The 22466-nt window shown below is 72.0% G+C and carries 19 protein-coding genes; 11 read left to right on the top strand and 8 right to left on the bottom strand.

Going from position 1 to position 22466, the window contains the following annotated elements; translation table 11 throughout:
* Positions 1–126 precede the first annotated feature (126 nt).
* Positions 127–3387, bottom strand: a complete 3261-nt coding sequence (locus AB0C96_RS22135; protein ID WP_362919395.1) for a BTAD domain-containing putative transcriptional regulator — start codon at positions 3385–3387, stop codon at positions 127–129.
* A gap of 514 nt (positions 3388–3901) precedes the next feature.
* On the opposite strand from AB0C96_RS22135, the gene AB0C96_RS22130 reads away from it, so the two are divergent.
* Both AB0C96_RS22130 and AB0C96_RS22125 read left to right on the top strand, forming a co-directional pair.
* Complete coding sequence (locus tag AB0C96_RS22130) at positions 3902–4243, top strand: SH3 domain-containing protein (RefSeq protein ID WP_362919394.1); 342 nt, start codon at positions 3902–3904, stop codon at positions 4241–4243.
* Between the two features lie 211 nt (positions 4244–4454).
* Positions 4455–6668, top strand: a complete 2214-nt coding sequence (locus AB0C96_RS22125; RefSeq protein ID WP_362919393.1) for an ATP-binding protein — start codon at positions 4455–4457, stop codon at positions 6666–6668.
* Between the two features lie 7 nt (positions 6669–6675).
* Here the strand turns inward: AB0C96_RS22125 and AB0C96_RS22120 are convergent, their stop codons facing one another.
* Positions 6676–7341, bottom strand: a complete 666-nt coding sequence (locus AB0C96_RS22120; protein WP_362919392.1) for a hypothetical protein — start codon at positions 7339–7341, stop codon at positions 6676–6678.
* On the bottom strand, positions 7338–8597 hold the full coding sequence (locus tag AB0C96_RS22115) for a hypothetical protein (RefSeq protein WP_362919391.1): 1260 nt from the start codon (positions 8595–8597) through the stop codon (positions 7338–7340). The genes AB0C96_RS22120 and AB0C96_RS22115 overlap by 4 nt, the downstream gene beginning before the upstream one ends.
* A 234-nt stretch (positions 8598–8831) precedes the next feature.
* Here AB0C96_RS22115 and cbiE point away from each other — a divergent pair, with 234 nt between their 5' ends.
* From cbiE to AB0C96_RS22100, 3 genes are all read left to right on the top strand, one after another.
* Entirely contained in the window at positions 8832–10088 is a 1257-nt protein-coding gene (gene cbiE, locus AB0C96_RS22110) for a precorrin-6y C5,15-methyltransferase (decarboxylating) subunit CbiE (RefSeq protein WP_362919390.1), read from the top strand.
* A gap of 127 nt (positions 10089–10215) precedes the next feature.
* Entirely contained in the window at positions 10216–10977 is a 762-nt protein-coding gene (cobM, locus tag AB0C96_RS22105; RefSeq protein ID WP_362919389.1) for a precorrin-4 C(11)-methyltransferase, read from the top strand.
* A 157-nt stretch (positions 10978–11134) separates the two neighbouring features.
* The gene (locus AB0C96_RS22100) at positions 11135–11845 is read left to right on the top strand and encodes a hypothetical protein (protein WP_362919388.1); all 711 of its coding nucleotides are present in this window, start codon (positions 11135–11137) and stop codon (positions 11843–11845) included.
* Between the two features lie 100 nt (positions 11846–11945).
* Here AB0C96_RS22100 and AB0C96_RS22095 read toward each other — a convergent pair whose 3' ends face one another.
* Positions 11946–13046 (bottom strand): cobalt-precorrin-5B (C(1))-methyltransferase, encoded by a 1101-nt coding sequence (locus AB0C96_RS22095; RefSeq protein WP_362919418.1) that lies wholly within the window; start codon positions 13044–13046, stop codon positions 11946–11948.
* Between the two features lie 158 nt (positions 13047–13204).
* Between AB0C96_RS22095 and AB0C96_RS22090 the strand changes: the two genes are divergently transcribed.
* Positions 13205–14008 (top strand): cobalt-precorrin-6A reductase, encoded by an 804-nt coding sequence (locus AB0C96_RS22090; protein WP_362919387.1) that lies wholly within the window; start codon positions 13205–13207, stop codon positions 14006–14008.
* Between the two features lie 177 nt (positions 14009–14185).
* On the opposite strand, the gene AB0C96_RS22085 is transcribed toward AB0C96_RS22090, so the two are convergent.
* Positions 14186–14407: a hypothetical protein gene (locus tag AB0C96_RS22085; RefSeq protein ID WP_362919386.1), complete on the bottom strand. Its 222-nt coding sequence runs from the start codon at positions 14405–14407 to the stop codon at positions 14186–14188.
* 136 nt (positions 14408–14543) lie between these two features.
* On the opposite strand from AB0C96_RS22085, the gene AB0C96_RS22080 reads away from it, so the two are divergent.
* From AB0C96_RS22080 to AB0C96_RS22060, 5 genes are all read left to right on the top strand, one after another.
* A complete protein-coding gene (locus AB0C96_RS22080; RefSeq protein WP_362919385.1) occupies positions 14544–15365 on the top strand; it encodes a helix-turn-helix transcriptional regulator in 822 nt (273 codons plus the stop codon).
* Positions 15362–15592, top strand: coding sequence for a DUF397 domain-containing protein (locus tag AB0C96_RS22075; protein ID WP_362919384.1), 231 nt, complete (start codon positions 15362–15364; stop codon positions 15590–15592). The genes AB0C96_RS22080 and AB0C96_RS22075 overlap by 4 nt, the downstream gene beginning before the upstream one ends.
* 114 nt (positions 15593–15706) lie before the next feature.
* Positions 15707–16072, top strand: a complete 366-nt coding sequence (locus AB0C96_RS22070; RefSeq protein ID WP_362919383.1) for a type VII secretion target — start codon at positions 15707–15709, stop codon at positions 16070–16072.
* A 6-nt stretch (positions 16073–16078) separates the two neighbouring features.
* On the top strand, positions 16079–17764 hold the full coding sequence (locus AB0C96_RS22065; RefSeq protein ID WP_362919382.1) for an alpha/beta hydrolase: 1686 nt from the start codon (positions 16079–16081) through the stop codon (positions 17762–17764).
* A gap of 5 nt (positions 17765–17769) precedes the next feature.
* Positions 17770–18354 carry a hypothetical protein gene (locus tag AB0C96_RS22060; protein ID WP_362919381.1) on the top strand — a complete coding sequence of 195 codons (585 nt, stop codon included), beginning with the start codon at positions 17770–17772 and terminating at the stop codon, positions 18352–18354.
* A gap of 90 nt (positions 18355–18444) precedes the next feature.
* On the opposite strand, the gene AB0C96_RS22055 is transcribed toward AB0C96_RS22060, so the two are convergent.
* From AB0C96_RS22055 to AB0C96_RS22045, 3 genes are read right to left on the bottom strand one after another with little or no spacing between them, the layout of a single operon-like run.
* Entirely contained in the window at positions 18445–20067 is a 1623-nt protein-coding gene (locus tag AB0C96_RS22055; protein WP_362919417.1) for a precorrin-2 C(20)-methyltransferase, read from the bottom strand.
* Positions 20064–20696, bottom strand: coding sequence for a precorrin-8X methylmutase (locus AB0C96_RS22050; RefSeq protein WP_362919380.1), 633 nt, complete (start codon positions 20694–20696; stop codon positions 20064–20066). The genes AB0C96_RS22055 and AB0C96_RS22050 overlap by 4 nt, the downstream gene beginning before the upstream one ends.
* Positions 20693–22399 carry a cobalamin biosynthesis protein CobG gene (locus tag AB0C96_RS22045; protein WP_362919379.1) on the bottom strand — a complete coding sequence of 569 codons (1707 nt, stop codon included), beginning with the start codon at positions 22397–22399 and terminating at the stop codon, positions 20693–20695. The genes AB0C96_RS22050 and AB0C96_RS22045 overlap by 4 nt, the downstream gene beginning before the upstream one ends.
* Positions 22400–22466 lie beyond the last annotated feature (67 nt).

The following is a 22466-nucleotide window of genomic DNA, read 5'->3' as shown; positions in this document are numbered from 1 at the left end:
AACTTCTTCCCCAAAAAGCGCAGGTGAAAGGGACGGGAGGAGGAGTAGTTGACCATGAGGGAAGCGCGTAAGGCAAAGCGAGCGCAGCATTAACTACCGCAAAGTGCGGATATGTTGCAATTCGCCTCAGGGGTGCTGGTGGTGCGGCTCTCCGGCCGTATCCGTGGCGGAGAGGGAGGCGAGCCTCAGGGCGATCCGGGAAGCCTCTGCGGTGTCCATCGTTTGGAATATGCCAAAGGCATATTCCCACAATTCTCGGGCCGCGTCACACCGCCCCTCCCGCTGGCGTACGTCGGCCAGCGTGTCCATCGCCCGGGCCTTCTGGTCCAGCGCCTGGATTCGGTCCGCGAGGGCGAGGGACATCTCGATGTGCCCGGCGGCCGGGCCGAGGTCCCCCAGGGCCGCCTCCGCCGCGCCGAGTCGGTGCAGGGCCTGCGCCTCTTCGTGTGCGGCACCGATGCCGCGGGCCAGCTCCAGGGCCTTGCCGTGGTGCCCGGCGGCCTCCGCGTAGTGGCCGAGGCGGTGGTGCGCGGCGCCGATCTCGATCAGTGCGTTGGCCTCGTTCCGGCGGTCGCCGAGCCGGCGGAAAGCGAAGAGGCATTCCTGGTACATATCCAGTCCGGACCTGATGTCGTGCGGGTCCGGTGATGCGGTGAAAATTCCGGCCAGATTTGCCTGTGCGGTGACCTGGTCGGCGAGGCTGCCGAGTGACGTGGCGAGCGTGAGGGCCTCTTCGTACGAGCGCTTGGCAGTTTCGACATGCCCCATGCGCATATGCAAATTACCTACGTTGTTTATGCATTTCGCGGCGTTCCTTTCATCGCCGGCGAGGCGGAAGTTCTGCATGGCGCCGGTGAAATACTCCAGGGCCTCCTGGTGCTCGCCGAGCAGGCTCAACGAAATGGCGATGTTGTTCTCGCAGCGGGCCCGGGCCCAGGCGTCGCCCGAGCGGCGCTGGATCCGCAGCGTCTCCCGGTGCAGGGCGAGCGCCTCGTGGTTCCGTCCGAGGTGCCACTGGAGGATCCCCAGGGTGCGCAGCGCCTCGACCTGGGCGTCCGGGGCGTCCACTGCCCGCGCCAGGTCGAGCGCCCGGCGGGTGGCCTCCTCGGCCTGGGGGTAGCGCGAGGTGTTGGCGTGCGTCGCGCCCAGGTCGAGCAGGGCCAGGCACCGCGCGTGCCGGTCGCCCGCCCGCTCCCAGTACGCGACGGCGTGGCGCTGCATCCGGTCGGTGTCCGTCCAGTGGCACTCGGCGTCCAGGAAGCCTGCCAGGGCGTGGCTCAGCAGCGCGGCCCGGTCGGACGGCCCGTGGGTGCGGGCATGGCGCTCCGCGGTGAGCAGGTTCGAGCGCTCCGCCGTGAACCACTCCTTGGCGTCGTCCGCGTGCCGCAAGGAGGGCAGCGGCGTGCCGGCGCCGGGATGCCGCCGCGGCAACCGGAGGCGGCGGGGGTAGAGCAGGGCGTCGGCGGCGTCCGCGGCGTCGAGGTAGAAGTCCACCAGCCGGCCCAGGGCGCGGTCGCGCTCCTCCTCGCTGTCCTCCGAGAACGCCAGCGCCCGCGCGAACTCCCCCAGGAGGTCGTGGAAGCGATAACGGTGCGGACTGGGTTCCTGGAGCAGATGGCAGTGCAGCAGCGTTTCCAGCAGCCGCTCGGTCTCCGCCACCGGACGGTTCACCAGCGCGGCCGCCGCATACGGTCCGAACTCGGCGCCCAGGTGGAGCGCGAGGTACCGGAAGACGCTCTGCTGGGTGGCGGTCAGCGTCTGGTACGACATCTCGAATGCGCGCGCCACCTCCTTGTATCCGTCGTGCAATTCGCCCAGCCGGCCCGGCCCGCGGGAAAGCCGTTCGCGGAGCGTGGCGAGGGTCCAGGCCGGCCGGGCATTGAATCGATTGGCGGCGATTTCCAGGGCCAACGGCAAATAGCCGCACAGCTGGACGATGTGGTCGACCGCGGTGGCGTCACGGGTGCGCTCCTCGCCGGCGAACTTCCGGAACAGCGTGGTCGCGTCATCCGGGGGCAGCACGTCCAGCGCCACCCAGTGGGCGCCGGGCAGGCCGGCCAGGTGGCGGCGGCTGGTGATGATGACGAGCGACGGCGAGCCGCTGTCGGGCAGCAGCGGCCGCACCTGGTCGGTGCCGGCGGCATCGTCCAGGATCACCACCGCCCGCTTCTGCGCGAGCAGGGTGCGCCACAGCGCGGTGCGCTCCTCGACCTCGCCGGGGACGTCGCCGGGCGCCACCCCCAGCTGGCGGAGCAGCGTCGACAGCGCGGCCCCGGCGTCCAACGGGTCCTGGACGCCGGCGTGCGCGCGCAGATCCAGGTAGAGCTGCCCGTCGGGGAAGCGCTCGCCGAGGCGGTCCGCGGCGCCGACCGCCATCGCCGTCTTGCCCACCCCGGCCATCCCGGAGATCGCCTCCAGGGCGATCACCGCGGGGGCCGGGCCGCCGCCCGGGCCGTCGCCGCCGACCGCGGCGCACAGCCTGCGCATCTCCGCCCGGCGGCCGACCAGCGCGGTGTGCCGGGGCAGGTTGCGCGGTGCGGCGGGCACCGGGGCCGCGTCGTGACGGTGGCCCGAGGGGCGCGCGGCCGGCTCCGGTACCGGCGCGGGGCGCGGGTTCGCCGGGTACGGCACCAGCTCCGCCAGCGACGCCCGGCGCAGGATCTGCTGGTGGACCCGGGTCAGCTGGTCGCTCGGGTCGGCGCCGAGCTCCTCGCGCAGCCGACGGCGCGCCTCCTGGTAGACCCGCAGCGCGTCGGCGTGCCGGCCGCATCCGTAGTAGGCCAGCATCAGGTACTCCAACAGCAGCTCGTCGTGCGGGTGTTGGGCGATCAGCGACGACAGCGGGCCGACCGCGCCGTGGAACCGCCGCAGCCGGAGCTCCGCCGCGATCCGCGAGGTGGCGGCGCCCAGCCGCTCCTCGGCCAGCCGGGCCCGGATCCGCTCCGGCCACAGGCCGGGCAGCCCCGCCAGCGCCTCCTCGTCCCACAGCGCCTCGGCTTGGTGGAGCAGGGCGACCGCGGCGTCGTCGTTCCCCTCGTCGGTCGCGGTCCGCGCCTGGGTGGTCAGCTTCTTGAAGCGGTGCCAGTCGACCCGGTCCGGTGCGATGGCCAGGGTGTAGGTGTGCGCATGCTGGGTGATCACCGGTGCGCCGTCCGCGGCGGCCGTGCGCAGGGCCTTGCGCACCCGTGAGACGTAGGTGTGCACGGACTGCCGCGCCTTGCCCGGCGGGCCGTCGTCCCACAGCCGGTCGATGAGGGTCTGGAGGGCCACGGGACGGCCCGCCGACAGCGCGAGCGAGGCCAGCACGCAGCGTTCCTTGTCGGAGCCGAGCGCGGCTCTGCGGTCCTGGGTACCGAGACAAATGGGGCCGAGTACGTAGATCTCCATCAGCGCCTCCCCCTGAACGGCGCACCATCTGTATGTAGTGAGCATGGCACTCGCTCATGACGGAGACCAGAAGGCCTTTTTGGCGGCGCGGGGCTCGTATCGGCCGCGGTCCCTCGGGCGGCGCGCCACGGGAATACCCGCCCGGCCCCGCCCCGTTGTGGCCCCGCAGGGGGCCCGCCCACCCCCTACGGGATCCGTTCCCCCTCCCCCTAGGGCCTCGCTCCTGCCGGCGTCGGGTGGTCGACCGAGCCCCAGCGGCATCGCCCACCTGCTCGCCCACCTGCGCCCTCGCCCTCGGCCAGTGTGATCCCACGACGGTGAGGTCGCCGTCAGGACGGCTGGAAGGCGAGTGAACGCATCACCAAGTAGGTGTGGACTCATGGCTAACGACTCCGCCGAGGGCGCCCGGCAGAGTGGAGGACGCAGGTGATCAACGGCGCCAGGGGGAACGTCCGGCCCGTGAAGGCTCCCTGTGTACGGACCGACGACCGTTTCGGATGGAGAGAGAGTGCCCATGAGCAAGTTCGCGCGGAGAGCGGCGGTAGCGGGAGCGGGGCTCGCGCTGGCGGCAGTACTGTCGCCGGTGGCCCATGCGGATGGCCATGCGGCTGCCACCTCGGCCTCCAGCCTGTCCCTCACCCCGATGACGGCGCTGGAGACGGCTCCCATCTACACCAAGCCCACCGACTCTTCCCGCAGGGTGGGCTATGTGCGGGCGGGCGAAGAGGTTCAGGTCTTCTGCACGGTGAAGGGGCCCTCGGGGAACCTCTGGTACTCGATCCAGGACCTCGGCGGAAACCTCTTCGTCTGGTCGGGACACTTCATGTCCCTGGCCCACCCGCCCAAGCCCTGCTGATCCACCGATCAACAGCCTCCTCATCGGCCCCGCCGCTTCCCGGATGGACGGCAGCGGGGCCGCTCGGCTGCCGGCGGGGCAACCAGCCACCCGGTCCAAGGCTTGGCCGAATAGCGCGGTTGGTGGCGGGGGCGGCACCCGTGGGGGACTCCGGCCGACGTCCGCGGGGAATGCTGACCCGATCCATGACGTACCGGGACGGGGGGCGCGGATGCAGCAGGAAGGGCACGCCATACAGGGCGGCAACGCCATAGGGGGCTCGGCGAGGATAGCGGGCTCCAGCGTGCAGGCGGGGGAGATCCACGGCGGCGTCCACTTCCACGCCCGCAGCACGGCCGGCGCGCTGCCCCGGCTGCCCGTTCCCCGGCAACTCCTGCCGGTCTCCCCGCACTTCACCGACCGCAAGCGCGATCTGGCGGCGCTCGATGGGCTCTTCGCGCGTCGCCCGGACGACGCGGTACCGCTGATCGTGGTGTCCGGGCCGGCCGGGATCGGCAAGACCGCGCTGGTGTCCCGCTGGCTGCGGACCACCGCGGAGCGCTTCCCCGACGGCCAGCTGTACGCGGACCTCCGGGGCCACGCCCCGGACGGCCCCGCCACGCCGTCCGAAATACTCGGCCAATTCCTGCGCGCACTGGGCGTCGGCCCGGTCCCGGCGGAGCTGGGGGAGCAGACCGCGCTCTGGCGCTCGGTCACCGTCGGCCTGAAGGTCTCGGTGATGCTGGACAACGTCTTCTCCGCCGCCCAGGTCCGTCCCCTGCTGCCCGGCGGCCACCACGGTCTGATCGCGGTGACGAGCAGACACCGCCTCACCGGACTACGGGCGGACGGGGCGCTCTACCACCAGCTCGGGCTGCTCGACCCGGCCGCGGCCGAAGAGGTGCTCTCCCGGGGGGTCGGCGCGGACCGGGTGCGCAGCGAGGCGACCGAGACCCGCCAACTGATCGCGCTCTGCGGCGGGCTCCCGTTGGCCCTGTGCCTGGCCTCCGCCCGCCTGGCGTCCCGGCCCCGCCAGCCGGTGCGCTCGTTGGTGGAAGCGCTCACCCGACAGGGCCGGCTGGCCGCACTGGCGATAGAAGGAGAGTCCTCCGTGAACCACGCGCTCGACGAGTCGTACGCGGTGCTGGCCCCCGAAGCGGCACGGCTCTACCGCCGGCTCGCCCTGCTGCCCGCCCGCGGGCTGGACGCCCGCACCGCCGCCGCTGCCTGCGCGGTCCCGCTCGGGGAGGCCGAGCGGCTGCTCGACGTGCTGGTCGAGGCCAACCTCATCGAGGACGTCGGCCCCGACAGCTACCGCTTCCACGACCTGGTCCGCCTGCACGCGGAGGAACAGGGACGGTCCACAGAGCGGCCGGAGGCCCGCGCCGAGGTGCGCAGACGCGCCTGCGACTGGTACCTGGCGACCGCCACCCAGGCGCAACGGCACTTATCCCCGATCCAGTTGACGCTGCGCCGGACCTACGCCTTCCCCCCGGAGGACCTGCCCTTCCCGTTCACCGACGGGGCCGGCGCGCTGACCTGGCTGGAGACGCACCGCCGTGACCTGCTCGCGGCGGTGCGCGGTGCGTACGAGGCCGGTTGGGACGACACGGCCTGGCAGCTCGTCGACGCCCTCTGGCCGCTGTTCCACCGGCTGCGCTACCACGACCTGTGGCTGGAGGCGCACGAGATCGGGCTGGGCGCCGCCCGGCGCAGCGGGGACCGGGCCGCCGAGCGCCAGATGCTCAACTCCGGGGCCATCGGCTTCGGCGTCGCGGGCCGTACCGACGACGCCATCACCTGGTTCACCTGGTCGCTTCAGGCCGCCCAGGAGGCCGGGGACGCCCGGGACGAGGGCCAGGCGCTGCACGGCATCGGCTCGGCGCACCGGCAGGCGGGCCGGTTCCGCGAGGCCGGGGCGTTCCTGGACCGGGCCATCGCCACCTGGGAGGCCGTCGGCTATCCGCGGGGGGCGGCCCTGTCGCGCATCGTGCTGGGCGAGATGGCGCTGGAGAGCGCGGCCACCGAGTGGGACGGACGGCGTGCCGCGGAGTACTTCGAGCGGGCCCACGCCACGCTGCTGGCCGTGGACGATCCCTATGACGCGGCCCGTGCGCTCGCCTTCCACGGGCGGGCCCGTGCCGTCGAGGGCGCCTACGCGGCCGGGGCGGCCGAACTCGGACGGGCGCTGGCGGTGTTCGAGGCGGCCGGGGCCACGCCCTGGCAGGCCCGCACGCTGGAGATGCTCGCGAGGAGCGCCGTGGAGCACGCGGACCTCCCCGTGGCGCGCGACTGCTTCGCCCGCGCCCGGGACCTGTACGCCATGCAGAGCCCGTCGGACGCCCGGCGGATGGAGGACCTGCTGGCCGCCGTCGCGACGGAGCCAGCAGACCCTCAGGACGGGACCTCCGAACAGCCTGATCGGACGTCCCCAAACGGAAATTGACGGTATGTCAGGAGCAGGTTTCGGCCACCGGTGACGGGGCGAGCGTCAGCACCGTGAGCGGCAGCAGCTCCTCCGGCGGGTGCCCGGTCACCACCAGCCCGTACAGGCACGACGCCATCAGGGAGTACTCCCAGGCCGCCCGCGCCCGGCCGGGCCGGGGCAGGGCCGGCCGCAGGAACGCCGACCGCAGCATCCGGCAGTGCCCGAGGCGCTCCGCGACGGCCCAGCCGCCCCCGATGAGCGGCAGCCCGGCGAGCCGGCACCCGGTGTACCGGCACAGCACGTCCCGCACCCAGCCGACCGCGCTCTCGGCCGGCCACGGGCGGCTGCCGTGCAGCACGTCGGCGCAGGCCAGCCAGCGCTCCTCGGTGCAGCGTTCGGCGTCGACCGCGAAGTGCTCGTCGGCGCCGGCGGGCACCGCGCCGTGCCCGCCGGTCCAGTTCCCGCCGAACCAGGCACACGCCGGGACCGAGCCGACGGCGTCCGCGGAGCCCGGGACCGAGCCGACGGCGTCCGCGGAGCCCGGGACCGAGCCGACGGCGTCCGCGGAGCCCGCCACTGACACGGCGACCGCGAGCGGGGCCCCGGCCCCGACCGCCCCGCCCGGCAGCACCCGGACCCGCCGCAGCCCCCGGACGCCCCAGAGCGCCGCCGTGGGCGGCACCCGCGTCATGCCGACACCCCCGTCCCGGTGTCCGCGCCGTACCTGCCGTGCGGTGTCGCCGCCCAGGACGCCAGGGGCGGGGGCGGCGGCAGGGTCGGGGTGGGCGCGGGGTGCGCGGGCTGGCCGAGGCCGAGCAGCCGGTAGAGCAGCCGGCGCATGTTCCGGCTGAACCGGCCGGGCTCGGAGGTGATCCGCGCGGCGATCGTCGCGTACTCCTCCCGCTGGTGCCGGTGGTACTCGGTGGCCGCGTACGCCAGTTGGCTCCTGAGGGGATGGGCCGGCGACAGCGCGGGGGCCGTCCGGGCCAGCGCGGCGGCCGGTGAGGCGGGGTTGATCTCCTGCTCGGGCGAGGCGGCCAACAGGATCGGCGCCTTGGTCAGCGTCCCGTAGAGGGTCACCGAACCGTGGTCCCCGATGATCGCGTCCGCCGCGATCAGCACCGTCCGCCAGTCCGCCTCCGGCGGCACCACCGCGATGCCGCGCTGTGCGCACTGCGCCAGCCAGGCCCGCACCTGCCGGGCGCCGTGCCCCGACCAGACGTTGGGGTGCACCAGCAGCGCCACCCGGCGGTTGCGGCCCACCAACTCCCACAGCCGTGGCAGCAGCGCCTCGATCGCCCCGAACGACGAGCGGGTCCCCCAGGTGGAGACGACGGCGGTGAGCCGCTGCCCCTTGGCCAGCCCCAGCGCACGGCGGTAGGTGCCGCGCCGGGGCAGGCTGGCCACCATCCGGTCGTGCACCGGGTCGCCCACCACCGAGGCGACCGGCAGCGCCTCCGGGCAGGAGTGCGCCAGCCCGTCGAGGTCGTCCCGGTGCGGCAGCACCACCGCGGCGGGCAGCGCCCGCCCCTCCGGGACGATGTCCTGCCGGCCCAGCCCGGCCACCCGGGTGTCGGCCCCCTCGGTGACCCGCTTGAGGAAGTTGGCGCCGTGCGGCAGCAGGATCAGCGGTGCCCGCACCTTCTCCAGCTCGCGCGGCCCGGCCGCCAGCGCCAGGTCGAACTCCATCCGCACCGCGTCCTCCCAGGGCAACACGGCGCTGCCCAGCTGCTCCAACAGCCGCGCCACCCCGTCCCCGAACGGGTGCGGCGGGGCGCTGAACACCACCTGGACCCGGAGGTCCGACTCCAGCAGCGAGCAGACCTCCGCCAGCCGCTTCCCGTACGCGACGGTGTGCGCGACGACCAGGACCCGTTTGCGTCCCGTGAGCGTCAACCACTCCCGTAATTGGTGTTGCTCGCCTTCGCACACTCGCAATGCCGTCATGGCATCCCCCATGTCTGCTCGATGTCGACCTTGCCCGGAGCTGCCGCCCATGACAGCCCGCCACCAGGGAAGTGCCCGGACACCCGGACGAAAGCCTTGCCGCACCCTTGCGGAAACCTTGCGGAGGGTGGGGCGGGGGCGGCCGGGCCCGTCCCGGTCGTGGGCCCGGACCTCCCGGTCAGTAGAGTTCGGCTCCCGTCACCGAGCCCGCTTCGAGGTAAGAGGTAATCGGCAGTGAGCCCCGCACCACCGGCCCCGGCCGCTCCGGAACCCGTTGCCGTCGTCGGCATCGGAGCCGACGGATGGGACGGACTGCCGGCCGCCTCCCAGCGCGTCCTGCGCGACGCCGAGGTGCTGATCGGCGGCGCCCGCCAGCTGGCGCTGCTGCCCGCGGAGTGCGCCGGGGACCGCACGCCGTGGCCCTCCCCGCTGCGCCCCGCCGTCCGCGGGCTGCTCGCCGAGCACGCCGGCCGCCGGGTGTGCGTCCTGGCCAGCGGCGACCCGATGTTCTACGGGATCGGGCGGACGCTGACCGAGGTGCTGGCGGACGGCCGCCCCCCGCTGCGGATCCTCCCGCACCCCTCCGCCGTCTCCTACGCCTGCGCCCGCCTCGGCTGGCCGGTCGAGGAGACCGAGGTGGTCACCCTCGTCGGACGGCCCGCCGAGAACCTCGCCCGTGCCCTGTACGACGGCCACCGCCTGCTGGTCCTCTCCGCCGGAGCCGGCACCCCCGCCGAGGTCGCCGCCCTGCTGCGCGCCCACGGCTTCGGCCCCACCCGGATGCGCGTCCTGGAACAGCTCGGCGGCGACGGCGAGCGGACGGTCGAGGGGACCGCCGCCGACTGGGCCGCACCGCCCGCCGACCCCCTCAACGTCATCGCCCTGGAGTGCGTCCGCGCGCCCGACACCCCGCCGCTGTCCACCGTCCCCGGCCTCCCCGACACCGCCTACGAGCACGACGGCCAGCTCACCAAGCGCCATGTCCGCGCCGCCACGCTCGCCGCGCTGGCCCCGGCCCCCGGCGAACTCCTGTGGGACATCGGCGGCGGCTCCGGCTCCATCGCCGTCGAATGGCTGCGTGCGCACCGCAGCTGCCGTGCCGTCAGCGTCGAGCGCGACCCCGTACGGGCCGAGCGGATCGGCCGCAACGCCCGCCGGCTCGGCGTACCGGCGCTGCATGTGGTCCAGGGCCCCGCGCCCACCGCACTGGCGGGCCTGCCGACGCCGGATGCGGTGTTCATCGGCGGCGGCCTGACCGCCCCCGGCCTGCTGCCCGCCTGCTGGGAGGCGCTGCCGCCGGGCGGTCGCCTCGTCGCCAACACCGTGACGCTGGAGTCCGAGGCGCTGCTCGCCGACTGGTACCGGCGGCACGGCGGCGAACTGGTCCGTCTGGCGGTCGCGCACGCGGTACCGGTCGGCGGCTTCACGGGCTGGCGGCAGGCGATGCCGGTCACCCAGTGGGCCGCGGTGAAGCCGTCAACGGCCGGTTAGCCGCCCGGGCCGACGGCCGGTTGGCCGCCCGGGCCGACCGCCCCCTCCCGACCGCCCTCCCGTCCCGTCCGCCCTGCACCCGGCCGCCCCTCCCGTCCCGTCCGCCCTTCCCAGGAGCCCCTCGACCATGACCGTCCACTTCATCGGCGCGGGCCCCGGCGCCGCCGACCTGATCACCGTCCGCGGCGCCCGCACGCTCGCCTCCTGCGGAGTCTGTCTCTACGCCGGCAGCCTGGTGCCGCGCGAACTGCTCGCCGAGTGCCCGCCCGGCGCCCGGCTCGTCGACACCGCGCAGCTGGACCTCGACACCATCACCGCCGAGATGGTCCGCGCCCACGAGGAAGGCCATGACGTCGCCCGGCTGCACTCCGGCGACCCCTCGGTCTTCAGCGCGGTCGCCGAGCAGATGCGCCGCCTGGACGCGGCCGGGGTGCCGTACGACGTGGTGCCCGGCGTCCCCGCGTTCGCCGCCGCGGCCGCCGCGCTCAACCGCGAACTGACCGTGCCCACGGTCGGTCAGACCGTCATCCTCACCCGCGTCGCCCAGCGCGCCACGCCCATGCCCGAGGGCGAGGACCTCGCCACCCTCGGCCGCAGCCGCGCGCTGCTCGTCCTGCACCTGGCCGCGATGTACGTCGACCGGGTCGTCGCCGAACTCCTGCCGCACTACGGCGCCGACTGCCCGGCCGCCGTCGTCGCCATGGCCTCCCGCCCCGACGAGCTGGTGCTGCGCGGCACCCTGGCCGACATCGCCGACCAGGTGAAGGCCGCGGGCGTGGTCCGGACGGCCGTGATCATGGTCGGCCGCACGTTGGGCGCCGAGCAGTTCCGGGACAGCCACCTGTACTCGGCCGACCGGGAGCGGTCGCACGGGCCCTGCGACGCATAACTGACGGTCACACATCCTGCAACATCTGACTGATCATATTGCCCCATCGGGGTGAATATCCGTTATCCGATCGTCCCGCGCCGGTAAGGAAGGTCCGAAACTCACAGGACTCCGAAATACCGACACTCTGGACATCAGGACAAAGGAGCACGCCACGATGCGCACCAGACTGGCCGCCGGATCGGTCGCCGCCGCAGCCCTGCTGACCCTCTTCGGCAGCGGCGTTGCCGGCGCCTACGCCCCGGCCGACCACGTTCGGCACACCGACCCCGCGCCCACCCGCGACTCGGACCAGCCGGCGTGGATGAACGACAACCCGGTACGGCTCGCCGCCTGTGCACTCGGTACGGCGGTCGGGCGCCTGACCGATGGCGACGACTGCGTGGCGGACCGGATGGGCTACCGGGACAACGACCGTGACGACCGCCGTGACGACCGCCGCAACGACCGCCGTGACAAGGGCCGTTACTCCGACAACGACCGCGCCTCGCGGGAGATGAACCGGGCGCGTCCGCGGGACGACGACGACTACGGCTACGACGACGAGGACAGCTACGCCCGGGACAACGGCCGTTACTCGCGGGACGACGACCGGTACCGCGACGACGACCGCCGCGACTCCCGGGACCGCCGCGACTCCCGCGACTCCCGTGACCGTCGTGACTCGCGTGACTCCCGCGATGCGCGTGACGACCGCTACTCCAGTGACGACGATGACCGGTACCGCGACGACGACCGCCGCGACTCCCGGGACCGCCGCGACTCCCGCGACTCCCGCGACTCCCGTGACCGTCGTGACTCACGTGACTCGCGTGACTCCCGCGACGACCGCGACAGCGACATGCGGGACAGCGACTACCGGTACTGATCCCGGAGCACTCCCCCCGGTCGCCGTCGCGGGACGACGACCAGTACCCCCGAACGACAGCCGGTGAGGAGCCGATGGGCTCCTCACCGGCTGTCGGCGTTCACGGCCGCCCGGCCGACGGCCCCCGCGGCTCGGCCCGCCCCACCACCATCCCCGCCCGGTCGATGCAGATGACGTCGACGGCGACCGGCGCGCCCCGCAGCACGGCCAGCGCCTCGTCCCGGGCCGTCGCCGCCACCAGATCCCCCAGCGGCACCCCGGCCGCCGTACACAACTGGAGCGCGGCCAGCCCGGTGTTGGCCACCGCCACCGCCTCCGCCAGCGCCCGGTCCGCACCGCCCCGCCGCGCCAGCTCCGCGAGGAACCCCTTGTCCACCTGGGACCGCGCCGAGTGCAGGTCCAGATGCCCGGCCGCCAGTTTGGACAGCTTGGCGAACCCGCCGCAGATGGTGAGCCGGTCCACGGGGTGCCGCCGCAGGTACTTCAGCACCGCTCCCGCGAAGTCCCCCATGTCCAGCAGCGCGTCCTCGGGCAGATGGTGCAGCGCGACGGCGACCTTCTCCGACGTCGACCCCGTACACCCGGCCACATGCGTACGCCCCGCCGCACGCGCCACGTCCACCCCGCGCCGAATGGAGTCGATCCACGCCGAGCACGAGTACGGCACCACGATCCCCGTGGTCCCCAGGATCGACAGCCCACCCAGGATCCCCAGCCGCGGATTCCACGTGCTGCGCGCGATCTCCTCCCCGTGGTCGACGGAGATCTCCACCTCCACGTCGGCCCCCCGTCCACGGCCGTACCGCTCGGCGACCCCGGCCAGGTGCTCCCGCATCATCTGCCGCGGCACGGGGTTGATGGCCGGCTCACCCACCTCCAGCGGCAATCCGGGCCGGGTCACCGTCCCCACGCCCGGCCCGGCCCTGAACACCACGCCCGACCCGGGCGCCAGCCCCCGTACCCTGGCCCGGATCAACGCCCCGTGCGTCACGTCCGGATCGTCCCCGGCGTCCTTCACCACCCCGGCCATGGCGGCGCCGCTCTCCTCGTCCCACTCCTCCACCGCCAGCGCGAACGACGGCGTCTGCCCCTTCGGCAACGTGATCGTCACCGGGTCCGGGAACTCCCCCGTCAGCAGCGCCGTGTACGCGGCCGTGCTCGCCGCCGTCGCACACGCCCCGGTCGTCCAGCCGTGCCGCAGCCCGGTGTGCGCGAGCTGCGCACTCCGCCCTCCCGCGGCCTTCGGACCGCCCTGACCGCCCTGCTCACGCTGCCCGCCCTGCTCGCCCGGCCCCGTACCCTGCGGTTGCGCCTCAGCCACAGCGGAACCCACACCCCGTACGAAGGAAGCCACACCCCATGCCGACGCCCGACGCAGCCGACGCAGCCGGCGCTCCGCCCCGCCACGTCCTCGTCCTCGGCGGCACGACGGAGGCCCGCCGCCTCGCCGCCGCGCTGGCCCCGGACCCGTCCCTGCGCGTGACGACCTCGCTCGCCGGCCGGGTCGCCACCCCGCGCCTGCCCGTGGGGGAGGTCCGCATCGGGGGATTCGGCGGCCCCGAGGGCCTCGCCCGCTGGCTGCGCGAGCACGCGGTGGACGCGCTCATCGACGCCACCCATCCTTTCGCCGACACCATCAGTCGCAACGCGGCCCGAGCGGCCGCCACCGCCCATGTTCCCCTGCTCGCCCTCCGCCGACCCGGCTGGGTCCCGGGACCCGACGACACCTGGCACCAGGTCACCTCCCTGGACGAAGCCGCCGCGGCCCTGCCGGCCCTGGGCACCCGGGTGTTCCTCACCACCGGCCGCATGGGCCTGGCCCACTTCGCCCACCTCACCGACCTCTGGTTCCTGGTCCGCTCCGTGGACCCGCCCGAGCCCCCGCATCCGCCCCGTATGGAGGTGCTGCTCGACCGGGGCCCCTTCACCCTCGACGGCGAACGCGCCCTGCTCCGCACCCACCGCATCGACGCCCTCGTCACGAAGGACAGCGGCGCGGCGGCCACGGCCCCCAAACTCACCGCGGCGCGGGAGGCGGGCGTGCCGGTGGTGATCGTCCGCCGCCCGCCCGTCCCGAAGGGCGTACCGGAGGCGGCGGACCCGGCGGAGGCGGTGACATGGCTCCGGCGCCTTTTCAGCGACCGGGCGGGTGCAGCAGGCTGAACCAATTCGCCGCACTGAACCCATTCGCCACACTGAATCGATTCGCTTCCCGAACCCGCTCCTGCAATTCCGCCCGGCGGCGATCTACGACTTCCGCCGTCGCCACCCCGTCTTCCGCATTCGCGTCGTACGGCTCTTTCGTGCCGTACGTCGGTGATGAATCGACTCCCTCGTCCTTCACAGGGCGCCCTTCCGCACCGTCTCCGCGATCCGCCGCGCGAGGTCCGGCGTACAGCGCCCCAGATCCACCAGCGGCCGGGGAAAGTCCCCGGCCAGCGAGACCCCGTCGAGCGACAGCGACGGCAGCGTGATTCCCGCCCCTTTCAACGCCGCCCGCAACTCCTCCCGGGCCCGCTCGGCATCCTCAATCCGCTCGGCTGCCGAACCACTCTGTGCCATTCCCACTCTTCCCCTTCTCCGTTCGAGTCCTGACTGGGCTGCCAATGTCCTTGTGCAGTCCTAGGGTTGTGGCCCGCATGCCGCTCGCGAAAGAGAGTCGGCGTTGTCGCAGGGAAGGACAACAGGGGGTTCGAAGATGGTCGAAAAGAATTCCGAGAGCGAGGATTCCGCGCGCTGGGTCCTCGCTTGCGAACTCCGCCGGTTACGCGAGGCGTCCGGACGGTCGCTGGCCCAGCTGGCCGAGGAGACCAACTACGACCGCACGTACCTCCACCGCCTGGAGACCGGCGAACGCCTCTCGAAGCTGCCGGTCATGGAGGCGCTGGACCGCGTGTACGGCACGGGCGGGCTGCTGGTGAGGTTGTGGAGGTTGGCGCGGCTGGATGCGTTCAAGGACAAGTACCGGGCGTTCATGCAATACGAGGCCAAGGCCACGATCATCCACAAGTACTCGTTGATCGTTCCTGGCTTGTTGCAGACTGAGGGTTTCGCCCGACTCGCACTGTCGATGGCGCCGACACCCGTAGGCGCTGACGAACTGGAGGAGAGCGTTGCGGCCCGTCTGGGCAGGCAGGAGCTGTTACGTCGCACACCTTCTCCCAACCTGCGGATCATCCTCGACGAGGCGGCCCTACGGCGTCCGGTGCTGGACTCCGAGGTCTGGCATGGCCAGCTGGCCCGGATCGCGGACGCGGCCCAAGCCCCGACCATCACGATTCAGGTGCTCCCGTTCGCTGCGGGGGTACAAAGCTTGTCGGGCGGCCCGCTCTCGCTCCTGTGGATGGCGGATGACAGTGCTGTTGCCTACCTGGAAGGCAACAGATCGGGCGAACTGATCGAGGAGCCGGACGAAGTCCAGCGCTACCGACTCTCTTACGATCACCTGCGAGACGCGGCGCTGTCGCCCCGCAACTCCTTGGCATTCATCGAGCAGTTGGTGGAGGAGAGCAGGCCATGAAGACGACGCCCAACCTGGCTGGTGCGGTATGGCGCAAGAGCAGCTACTGCGATGGCGGAGAGGACAACTGCATCGAGGTCTCCGACGGCCTCCCCGCCACCATCCCCGTCCGCGACAGCAAGAACCCGGCCGGCCCGATCCTGCTCTTCCCCCATGATGCTTGGTCGGCCTTCATAAACGCCGTGAAGACGGATCGGCGCAAGTTTGGCCGGATATCGCGCTGTTGAGCAGTGCCCTGGAACGATCGCGTAGGGTGGCAGGCCGTCAACCTCTGGGGAGTGCTTGAACCTGCTTCCTAGCGAGTCCAGGAAAACAAACAAAAACGGGGAATCGGGGGAACTTTGTCGACCAGCAAAGTCAATCCGTCTGTGCTGCGTGCCGCCGCCGGCCACGGCGAGGAGATGCAAGCCGGCTTAGGGACTGCTCTCGGCGGCTTGAACGCACATCACCAGGGTGTATCAGGGCAAACGGAGGGGTTCGAATTCGCCGAGGAGCTGATGCGAACGCATCAGGCTTGGCATGAACGGCTCAATGACGTCCGGAAGGAGTGCGGCGAGATCGCCCGCTCCCTGCGGGACTCCGCGGACAACTACGAGAAGAACGACGAGGCAACCGCCCAGTCGTTCACCCGGCCTGCCGCTGGGAGCTCGGTCTCGGTCCGCCCCGCGATGCAGAGCGCAGCCCGCTTCGACAGCCCCTTTGGGTGATGCCGGATGACCCTGACCGTACGAGACCTCCAGAACCTCCGCTTCTCCGCACTGGAAAGCGCCAAGGACGAATGGGCGCAGATCGCCCGGCGTCTTGGCGGCTATTACGACCGGGTGGACGCCCATATGCTCCGGCCGTTGCGTCATGAGTGGTCCGGGGAAGCAGCCGACAAGGCACAGAAGCGCATACGCAGACTGAACGAGAACTTCCAGTTCAGCAGCCAGGAATGCGCACTGATCGAGACGACCTTGGACGGAGCCATCACCGAGCTGCGTGCGCAGCAGAAAACGCTCCATCAGGCATTGGACGAAGCCACCAGCAAGGGCTACGAGGTGGCGCCGACCGGAGAGGTCATGTACGCCGACGAAGGTGACATACCCACCGGAGACCCTGATGCCGGACCGCCGGCGAAGGAGCAGGAGCGGCGCTCCCTTGAAACGTACATATTCGATGCCCTACGCGGCGCCGCAGAGATAGACGCCCGCTACCGCGTCGCCCTGGCGAGACTGCGGGTCGGCCGTGGTCTCTCCGTGAACGGCCTGGAGTCGCAGCGGGACGCCGCGGACATCTCCAAGATTGCGGGCGTGGCCGTCGGCCTCGAATCAACTCCCACGAAGGGAACGGACCCGAAGAAGGTCCGGGACTGGTGGAACGGCCTGAGCAAGGAGGAGCAGGAGGAGCAGATGGCGCTCAACCCGAGCGTCATCGGCAACCTCGACGGCATCCCCGCGAAGACCCGCGACAAGGCGAACCGCGTCAATCTCGACCGGCTGATCGCCATGTATCCGCCGGGGTCGCGCGTTTCGCCAGGTGAGCTTCGAAAACAAGAGGGATTCTCGACTATCAAAGCTCGCCTGGAGAGGGAAGCAGGGCAGGAACCGGAACCGCTGCTGCTCGGTATCGGGCCAGAAGGACAGGGCCGGGCCATCCTGTCGTACGGAAACCCCGATACGGCAGACAATGTGGCCGCGTATGTGCCCGGGCTCAATACTCAGCTCAGGGATGTTGGGCTTGAGGACGGGGACCGCGCCATGAATGTTTGGGAATCGGCGCAGAGGGCTAATGGGCACCAGAAAACGGCTTCCATTGTCTGGCTAGGATATGACGCCCCGCAGATGGGAACGGACAGGTTCAGTGAAAGTGACCTCGGTGTCGCGGGTGAGGAGCGAGGTAAGCAGGGGGGTGCCGACTACGGAAAGTTTCTGGACGGCATTCAGGCGACTCATCAAGGCGACCGGCCTCATGTAACGGCCATTGGGCACAGTTACGGGTCGTTCACAGTGGGGCAGGCTGCCCAGTGTGAAGGCGGAATCCCTGCGGACGACATCATCCTGGTGGGCAGTCCCGGGACCGGAGCGCAGCGGGCCGAGCAGCTTGGGGTGGGTGTGGACCATGTCTGGGTAGGTGCGGCGGACAGTGATCCGGTTACTCATACTCCCTCTGATTTGGAGAAGAGCTTCGGTATCGCAGGGCATCTCATGGACCCGCGCGAACTGCATTTTGGCCAGGATCCGGCCAGCGAGGAGTTTGGTGGGCGGCGATTCGGTGTCGGATACGACACTGGGTACCCTATTCCTTGGAAGTCTCATTCGATGTACTTTGATGATGACCGCGACCGTGAATCGCTGGACAATATGGGAAATATTGTGGTCGGCCATCCAGAAAAGGTTTCCCTGGAGGAGGGGCGATAAAGGTTATGCGCCTGCGAAAATTCGCCCTCGTGGTTGCCGCCGTGGTGCTGGCTTCTGGCGCCTCTAGTGGCTGCTCGATCTTGAGTGCAGACGACCCCGAGCCGAAAATGCATGTGAATGAGGCTGTCAAGAGGGTCGACGCTGTTCTGGATGATACTTTCGATGCGATACGTCCCAAGCTCAAATGGCGCGATGGTCCAGCGAAAATATCAGAGGGTAGGAATTCGTTCACGAATACGGCCAATGGGGAAGTGACTGTCGGTAGGACTCGCTATGTGCGCACCAAGGTGTCGAAGGCGAAGCTGACCGAGCTGGTGAAGGCCGTCGCGGGGCATTGGAGGGGTGCAGGGTTCAAGGTTGGCGAGATGCGCCCGGCGGGGCCTTCGTTTTCCGCTACGGCTCCAGACGGCTGCACTATTGATTTTTCGGTGGGTGGCTACGACAACATTTCCCTCTCCGCTGGGGTTGGCGCCATATCTCCCGGTTACGGTGATGAAATTGAGGGAGAAGAAGGCGACAAATTCCCCAAGGCGCCCAACGGCGGACCCGACTATGCGGCGGATGTGCGCGACCCCTACTGGTCCAAGTGACGCCGGGCCGACGCCCGCGCGTAACGGCGACGGCCTTTGGCGCGCCCTGGCCTGGCAGGCAGGGCAGGCCAAAGGCCGTCGTCGTAGTCGCTACTTCTCCGGATACCGCCGCGGCGTCCACACCACCTGCGTGCCGTCGTCGCGTCGCACCACCTCTGTCTGGGACGAGCCCACGATGAGGAGGGTGCGCATGTCGACCTGGGTGGGGTCGAGGTCGGCGAGGGGGACGGTGCGGACGGACTCCTCCGGGCCGCCGATGTCGCGGGCGAGGATGACCGGGGTGTCCGGGGCGCGGTGTTCGAGGAGGAGTTCGCGGGCCTTGGCGACCTGCCAGGTGCGGCTGCGGGAGCCGGGGTTGTAGAGGGCCAGGGCCAGGTCCGCGGTGACGGCGGCGCGGAGGCGGTCGGCGATGACCTCCCAGGGCTTGAGGCGGTCGGAGAGCGAGATGACCGCGTAGTCGTGGCCGAGCGGGGCGCCGGCGCGCGCCGCGGCGGCGTTGGCGGCGGTGACGCCGGGCAGGACCCGTACCGGAACGGAGCGGTAGGGGGGTTGGGAAGCCACTTCCAGGACTGCCGTCGCCATCGCGAAAACGCCCGGGTCGCCGCCGGAGACCACGGCCACCCGGCGGCCGCGGCGGGCCAGGTCGAGGGCGAATTCGGCGCGTTCGGACTCGACCTTGTTGTCCGAGGCGTGGCGGCGCTGCCCGGGGCGTACCGGGACGCGGTCGAGGTAGGTGGTGTAGCCGACCAGGTCCTCGGCGGCGGCGAGGGCGCCGCGGGACTCCGGGGTGAGCCAGAGGGGGCCGGCCGGGCCGGTTCCCACGACGACGACCTCACCCTCACCCTCACCGTCACCGGGCGTGGATGCGTTGGTGGTCTCGGGCGCGTGGGAGACCTCTGCGGCCGCGGTCGGCACGGGGCCTACCGCCGGCGCGGCGGTCTCCGTCGGGAGGGCGGCGATGCGGCTGGGGACGACGGCGACGGAGAAGTAGGGGACGGTGTCGGCGTCGATGTCGGCCAGGGGCTCCGTGCGTTCGCCCGACATCGTGGCGCGTTCGACGTAGTGGGCCTCCGGCAGACGCCCGGAGCGTTCCATGGCGCCGCGGACGGTGGAGAAGGTGCGGCCGAGCTTCATCACGACCGCGGTGTCGGTCGAGGAGAGACGGGCCGTCAGCTCCTCCTCCGGGAGCGTGCCGGGGAGGATCGTCAGGACCTCGTCGGCCTCGGCCAGCGGCCTGCCCAGGCGGGCCGCGGCGGCGCTGATGGACGTGACGCCGGGGATCACCTCGGTCGGGTAGCGGTGCGCCAGCCGCTTGTGCATGTGCTGGTAGGAGCCGTAGAAGAGCGGGTCGCCCTCGGAGATGACGGCGACCGTGCGGCCGGCGTCGAGGTGGACGGCCAGACGGGCAGCCGCCTCCTCGTAGAACTCGTCCAGCGCGCCCCGGTAGCCGCCGGGGTGGTCGGTCGACTCGGTGGTCACCGGGTAGACCAGCGCCTCCTCGATGTGGTCGGGGCGGAGGTGCCCGGCCGCTATCGAGCGCGCGATGGAGCGTCCGTGGCGGGCGCTGTGGTACGCGATGACGTCGGCCTCGGCGATGACCTGTACGGCCCGTACGGTCATCAGGGACGGGTCGCCGGGGCCGAGGCCCACGCCGTAGAGGCGGCCGGTCGTCTGCGCACCGGTGCCGGGTGCCTGCTGCTCGCTCACGCTTATTCTTCCTCGCTCGCAATGGCGTTGATGGCGGCCGCGGCCATGGCGCTGCCGCCCCGGCGCCCGCGCACCACGATGTGGTCCAGCTTCGACGGGTGGGCGATCAGCGCGTCCTTGGACTCCGCCGCGCCGATGAAGCCGACGGGGATGCCGAGCACGGCGGCGGGCCGCGGGGCGCCCTCCTCGATCATTTCCAGGAGGCGGAAGAGCGCGGTGGGCGCATTGCCGACCGCCACCACCGCGCCGTCCATGCGGTCCCGCCACAGTTCGAGCGCGGCGGCGCTGCGGGTGGTGCCCATCTTGGCCGCCAGCTCCGGCACCGACGGATCGGCGAGCGTGCACACCACCTCGTTGTCGGCCGGCAGCCGCTTGCGGGTGACGCCGCTGGCGACCATGTTGGCGTCGCACAGGATGGGCGCACCGGCCTGCAACGCCTTCCGGGCGTTGGCCACCACATCGGGGGTGAAGGCCAGATCGCGTACGAGGTCGACCATGCCGCAGGCGTGGATCATGCGGACCGCGACCCGGCTGACGTCGGCGGGCAGGCCGGCGAGGTCCGCCTCGGCGCGGATGGTGGCGAAGGACTGGCGGTAGATCGCCGCACCGTCCTTCTCGTAGTCGAACGCGGTCACTGTGGCCTCGTTTCTTGCGTGACTGGTGGTGCGTACGGCCGGGGGACCGATGGTTCTTGCGTTGCTGGTGCTGGTGCTGGTGTGCCTGGTGGCGGGGGTGCGGACGGGCGGGCGGGCGACGTTTCGCGCGTGACCGGTGATGCTGGTGCGTACGGGCGGACGACCGAGACCCGGTATCCCTCGGGCGTCGCCAGGACGTCGACCCAGGTGCCGTGGGGGTGGCCGCAGCGGCGTTCGCAGCCGGACCAGTGGACGGGCAGCCCTCGGGGGACGGTGAACGGGGCGGGTGGTGCAGGGTCGCTCGGTGCGGAGGGGCTCGGTGTGGGGGTGACCGGTGTGGAGGTGTCCGGTAGCGAGGCGCCGGGAAGAGGGGCGCCCGCCTCGATCGCGGTCGTGGCGTCGGTGCGTACGTCCGTAAGGGACTTGGCGCAGCCGGGGCGGCCGGTGCAGGCACCCAGGCGGTGCCAGGGCGAGGCGGGGTCGGTGACCAGGCCGGCGGCGGACAGCGCGGCCATCCGATCGGCGGCCGTGGTTGCCGGCGGCCCCGAGAGCCCCGGCAGTCCCCGCAGTCCCGGCAGCGCCGGGAGTCCCGAGAGCCCCGGAATGACGATGCCCCGCCAGGGCGTCAGGCGCAGTTCGCCGGACCCGTGGTCGGCGGCGGTGGCGATGAGCAGCCGCCACTGGGCGGTGCTCAGCCGGCCCAGCGGCGCCAGGACGGACAGGGCGTGGCGGCCGTCGGGTCCCTCGACGAGCCCAGGGGCGGAGGAGTCCGCGTAGACGGCGGGCGGTCGCGGGGCTCCCCCGGCGCGCTCGGCGTCCCCCGCGGCGCGCTCGGCGTCCCCCGCGGCGCACTCCGCGTCCCCCGCGGCGCACCCCGCGCCCCCCGCGACGTACTCCGCCGCGATGCCCGCCGCCCGCAGCGCCTCCGCCACGTCCAGGGCCGTCGGCCGCTGTCCGTCGGGGAGTTCACGGACCCGCCAGGCACCGCTGCCGCTCGCCCCGGCGGCGGCCAGGAAGGACTCCGCGGCGACGAGCGCGGCGCGCGGGGCGTCCGGGCCGGCGACCCGCAGCGCCGCCGGGTCGTCACCGACCCGCAGCAGCGCCCCGGCACCCGAGGAGGTCCGTCCTGCGGAAGCCGGCGCGGAAGCCAGCGCGGAAGCCGCCCCGGAAGCCGCCCCGGCGCCCGGTTCTGCGACCAAGCTCACATCCCCGCCGAGCGCCGCCACGTCCCCCCGTCCGTCGTCGAGGACGAAGAGGAAACGGCCCGACAGGGCGGTCGCGGACTCGCTCGCGCAGAGCAGCGCATCCAGTTCCCGGGCCCACAACCGCACGTCAGCAGGGGTGTTCCGGTCCAGTCCGGCCAGCGGGGAGGCGAGGATGTTGCGGATGCGTTCGTGACGTTCGGAGGGCAGCAGGCCGGCGTCGCGGAGCAGGCCGGCGAGGTGGGCGCCGCAGTCGTCCGGCAGACCGCGGAGTTCGACGTTCCCCCGGGACGTCAGGGAGAGGTGCCCGTCGCCGAGCCGGTCCGCGGCGTCGGCCAGCGCGCTTGCCTGACGTACCGTCAAATCTCCGGCGGGGATGCGCACTCGGGCGAGGTGCCCGTCGGCGGCCGAGTGCAGCCGCAGCGCTCCCGGGCAGGCGTCACCGCGAACCCGTACGGGCGGCTCGGCCCCAGGGGGCCGCATCGAGGGGGAGGGCGGCATGGCGGCGAGCATACCGACGACGGTGCACGGTCCATCCGGGGCGATCCGGCCATCGGCCCGGCGGTGG

It is taken from the genome of Streptomyces sp. NPDC048506, from assembly GCF_040651315.1.
Classification (GTDB): domain Bacteria; phylum Actinomycetota; class Actinomycetes; order Streptomycetales; family Streptomycetaceae; genus Streptomyces.
The sequence above is the reverse complement of the archived record's forward strand: the minus strand, read 5'-3'. Positions and strand labels throughout refer to the sequence as shown.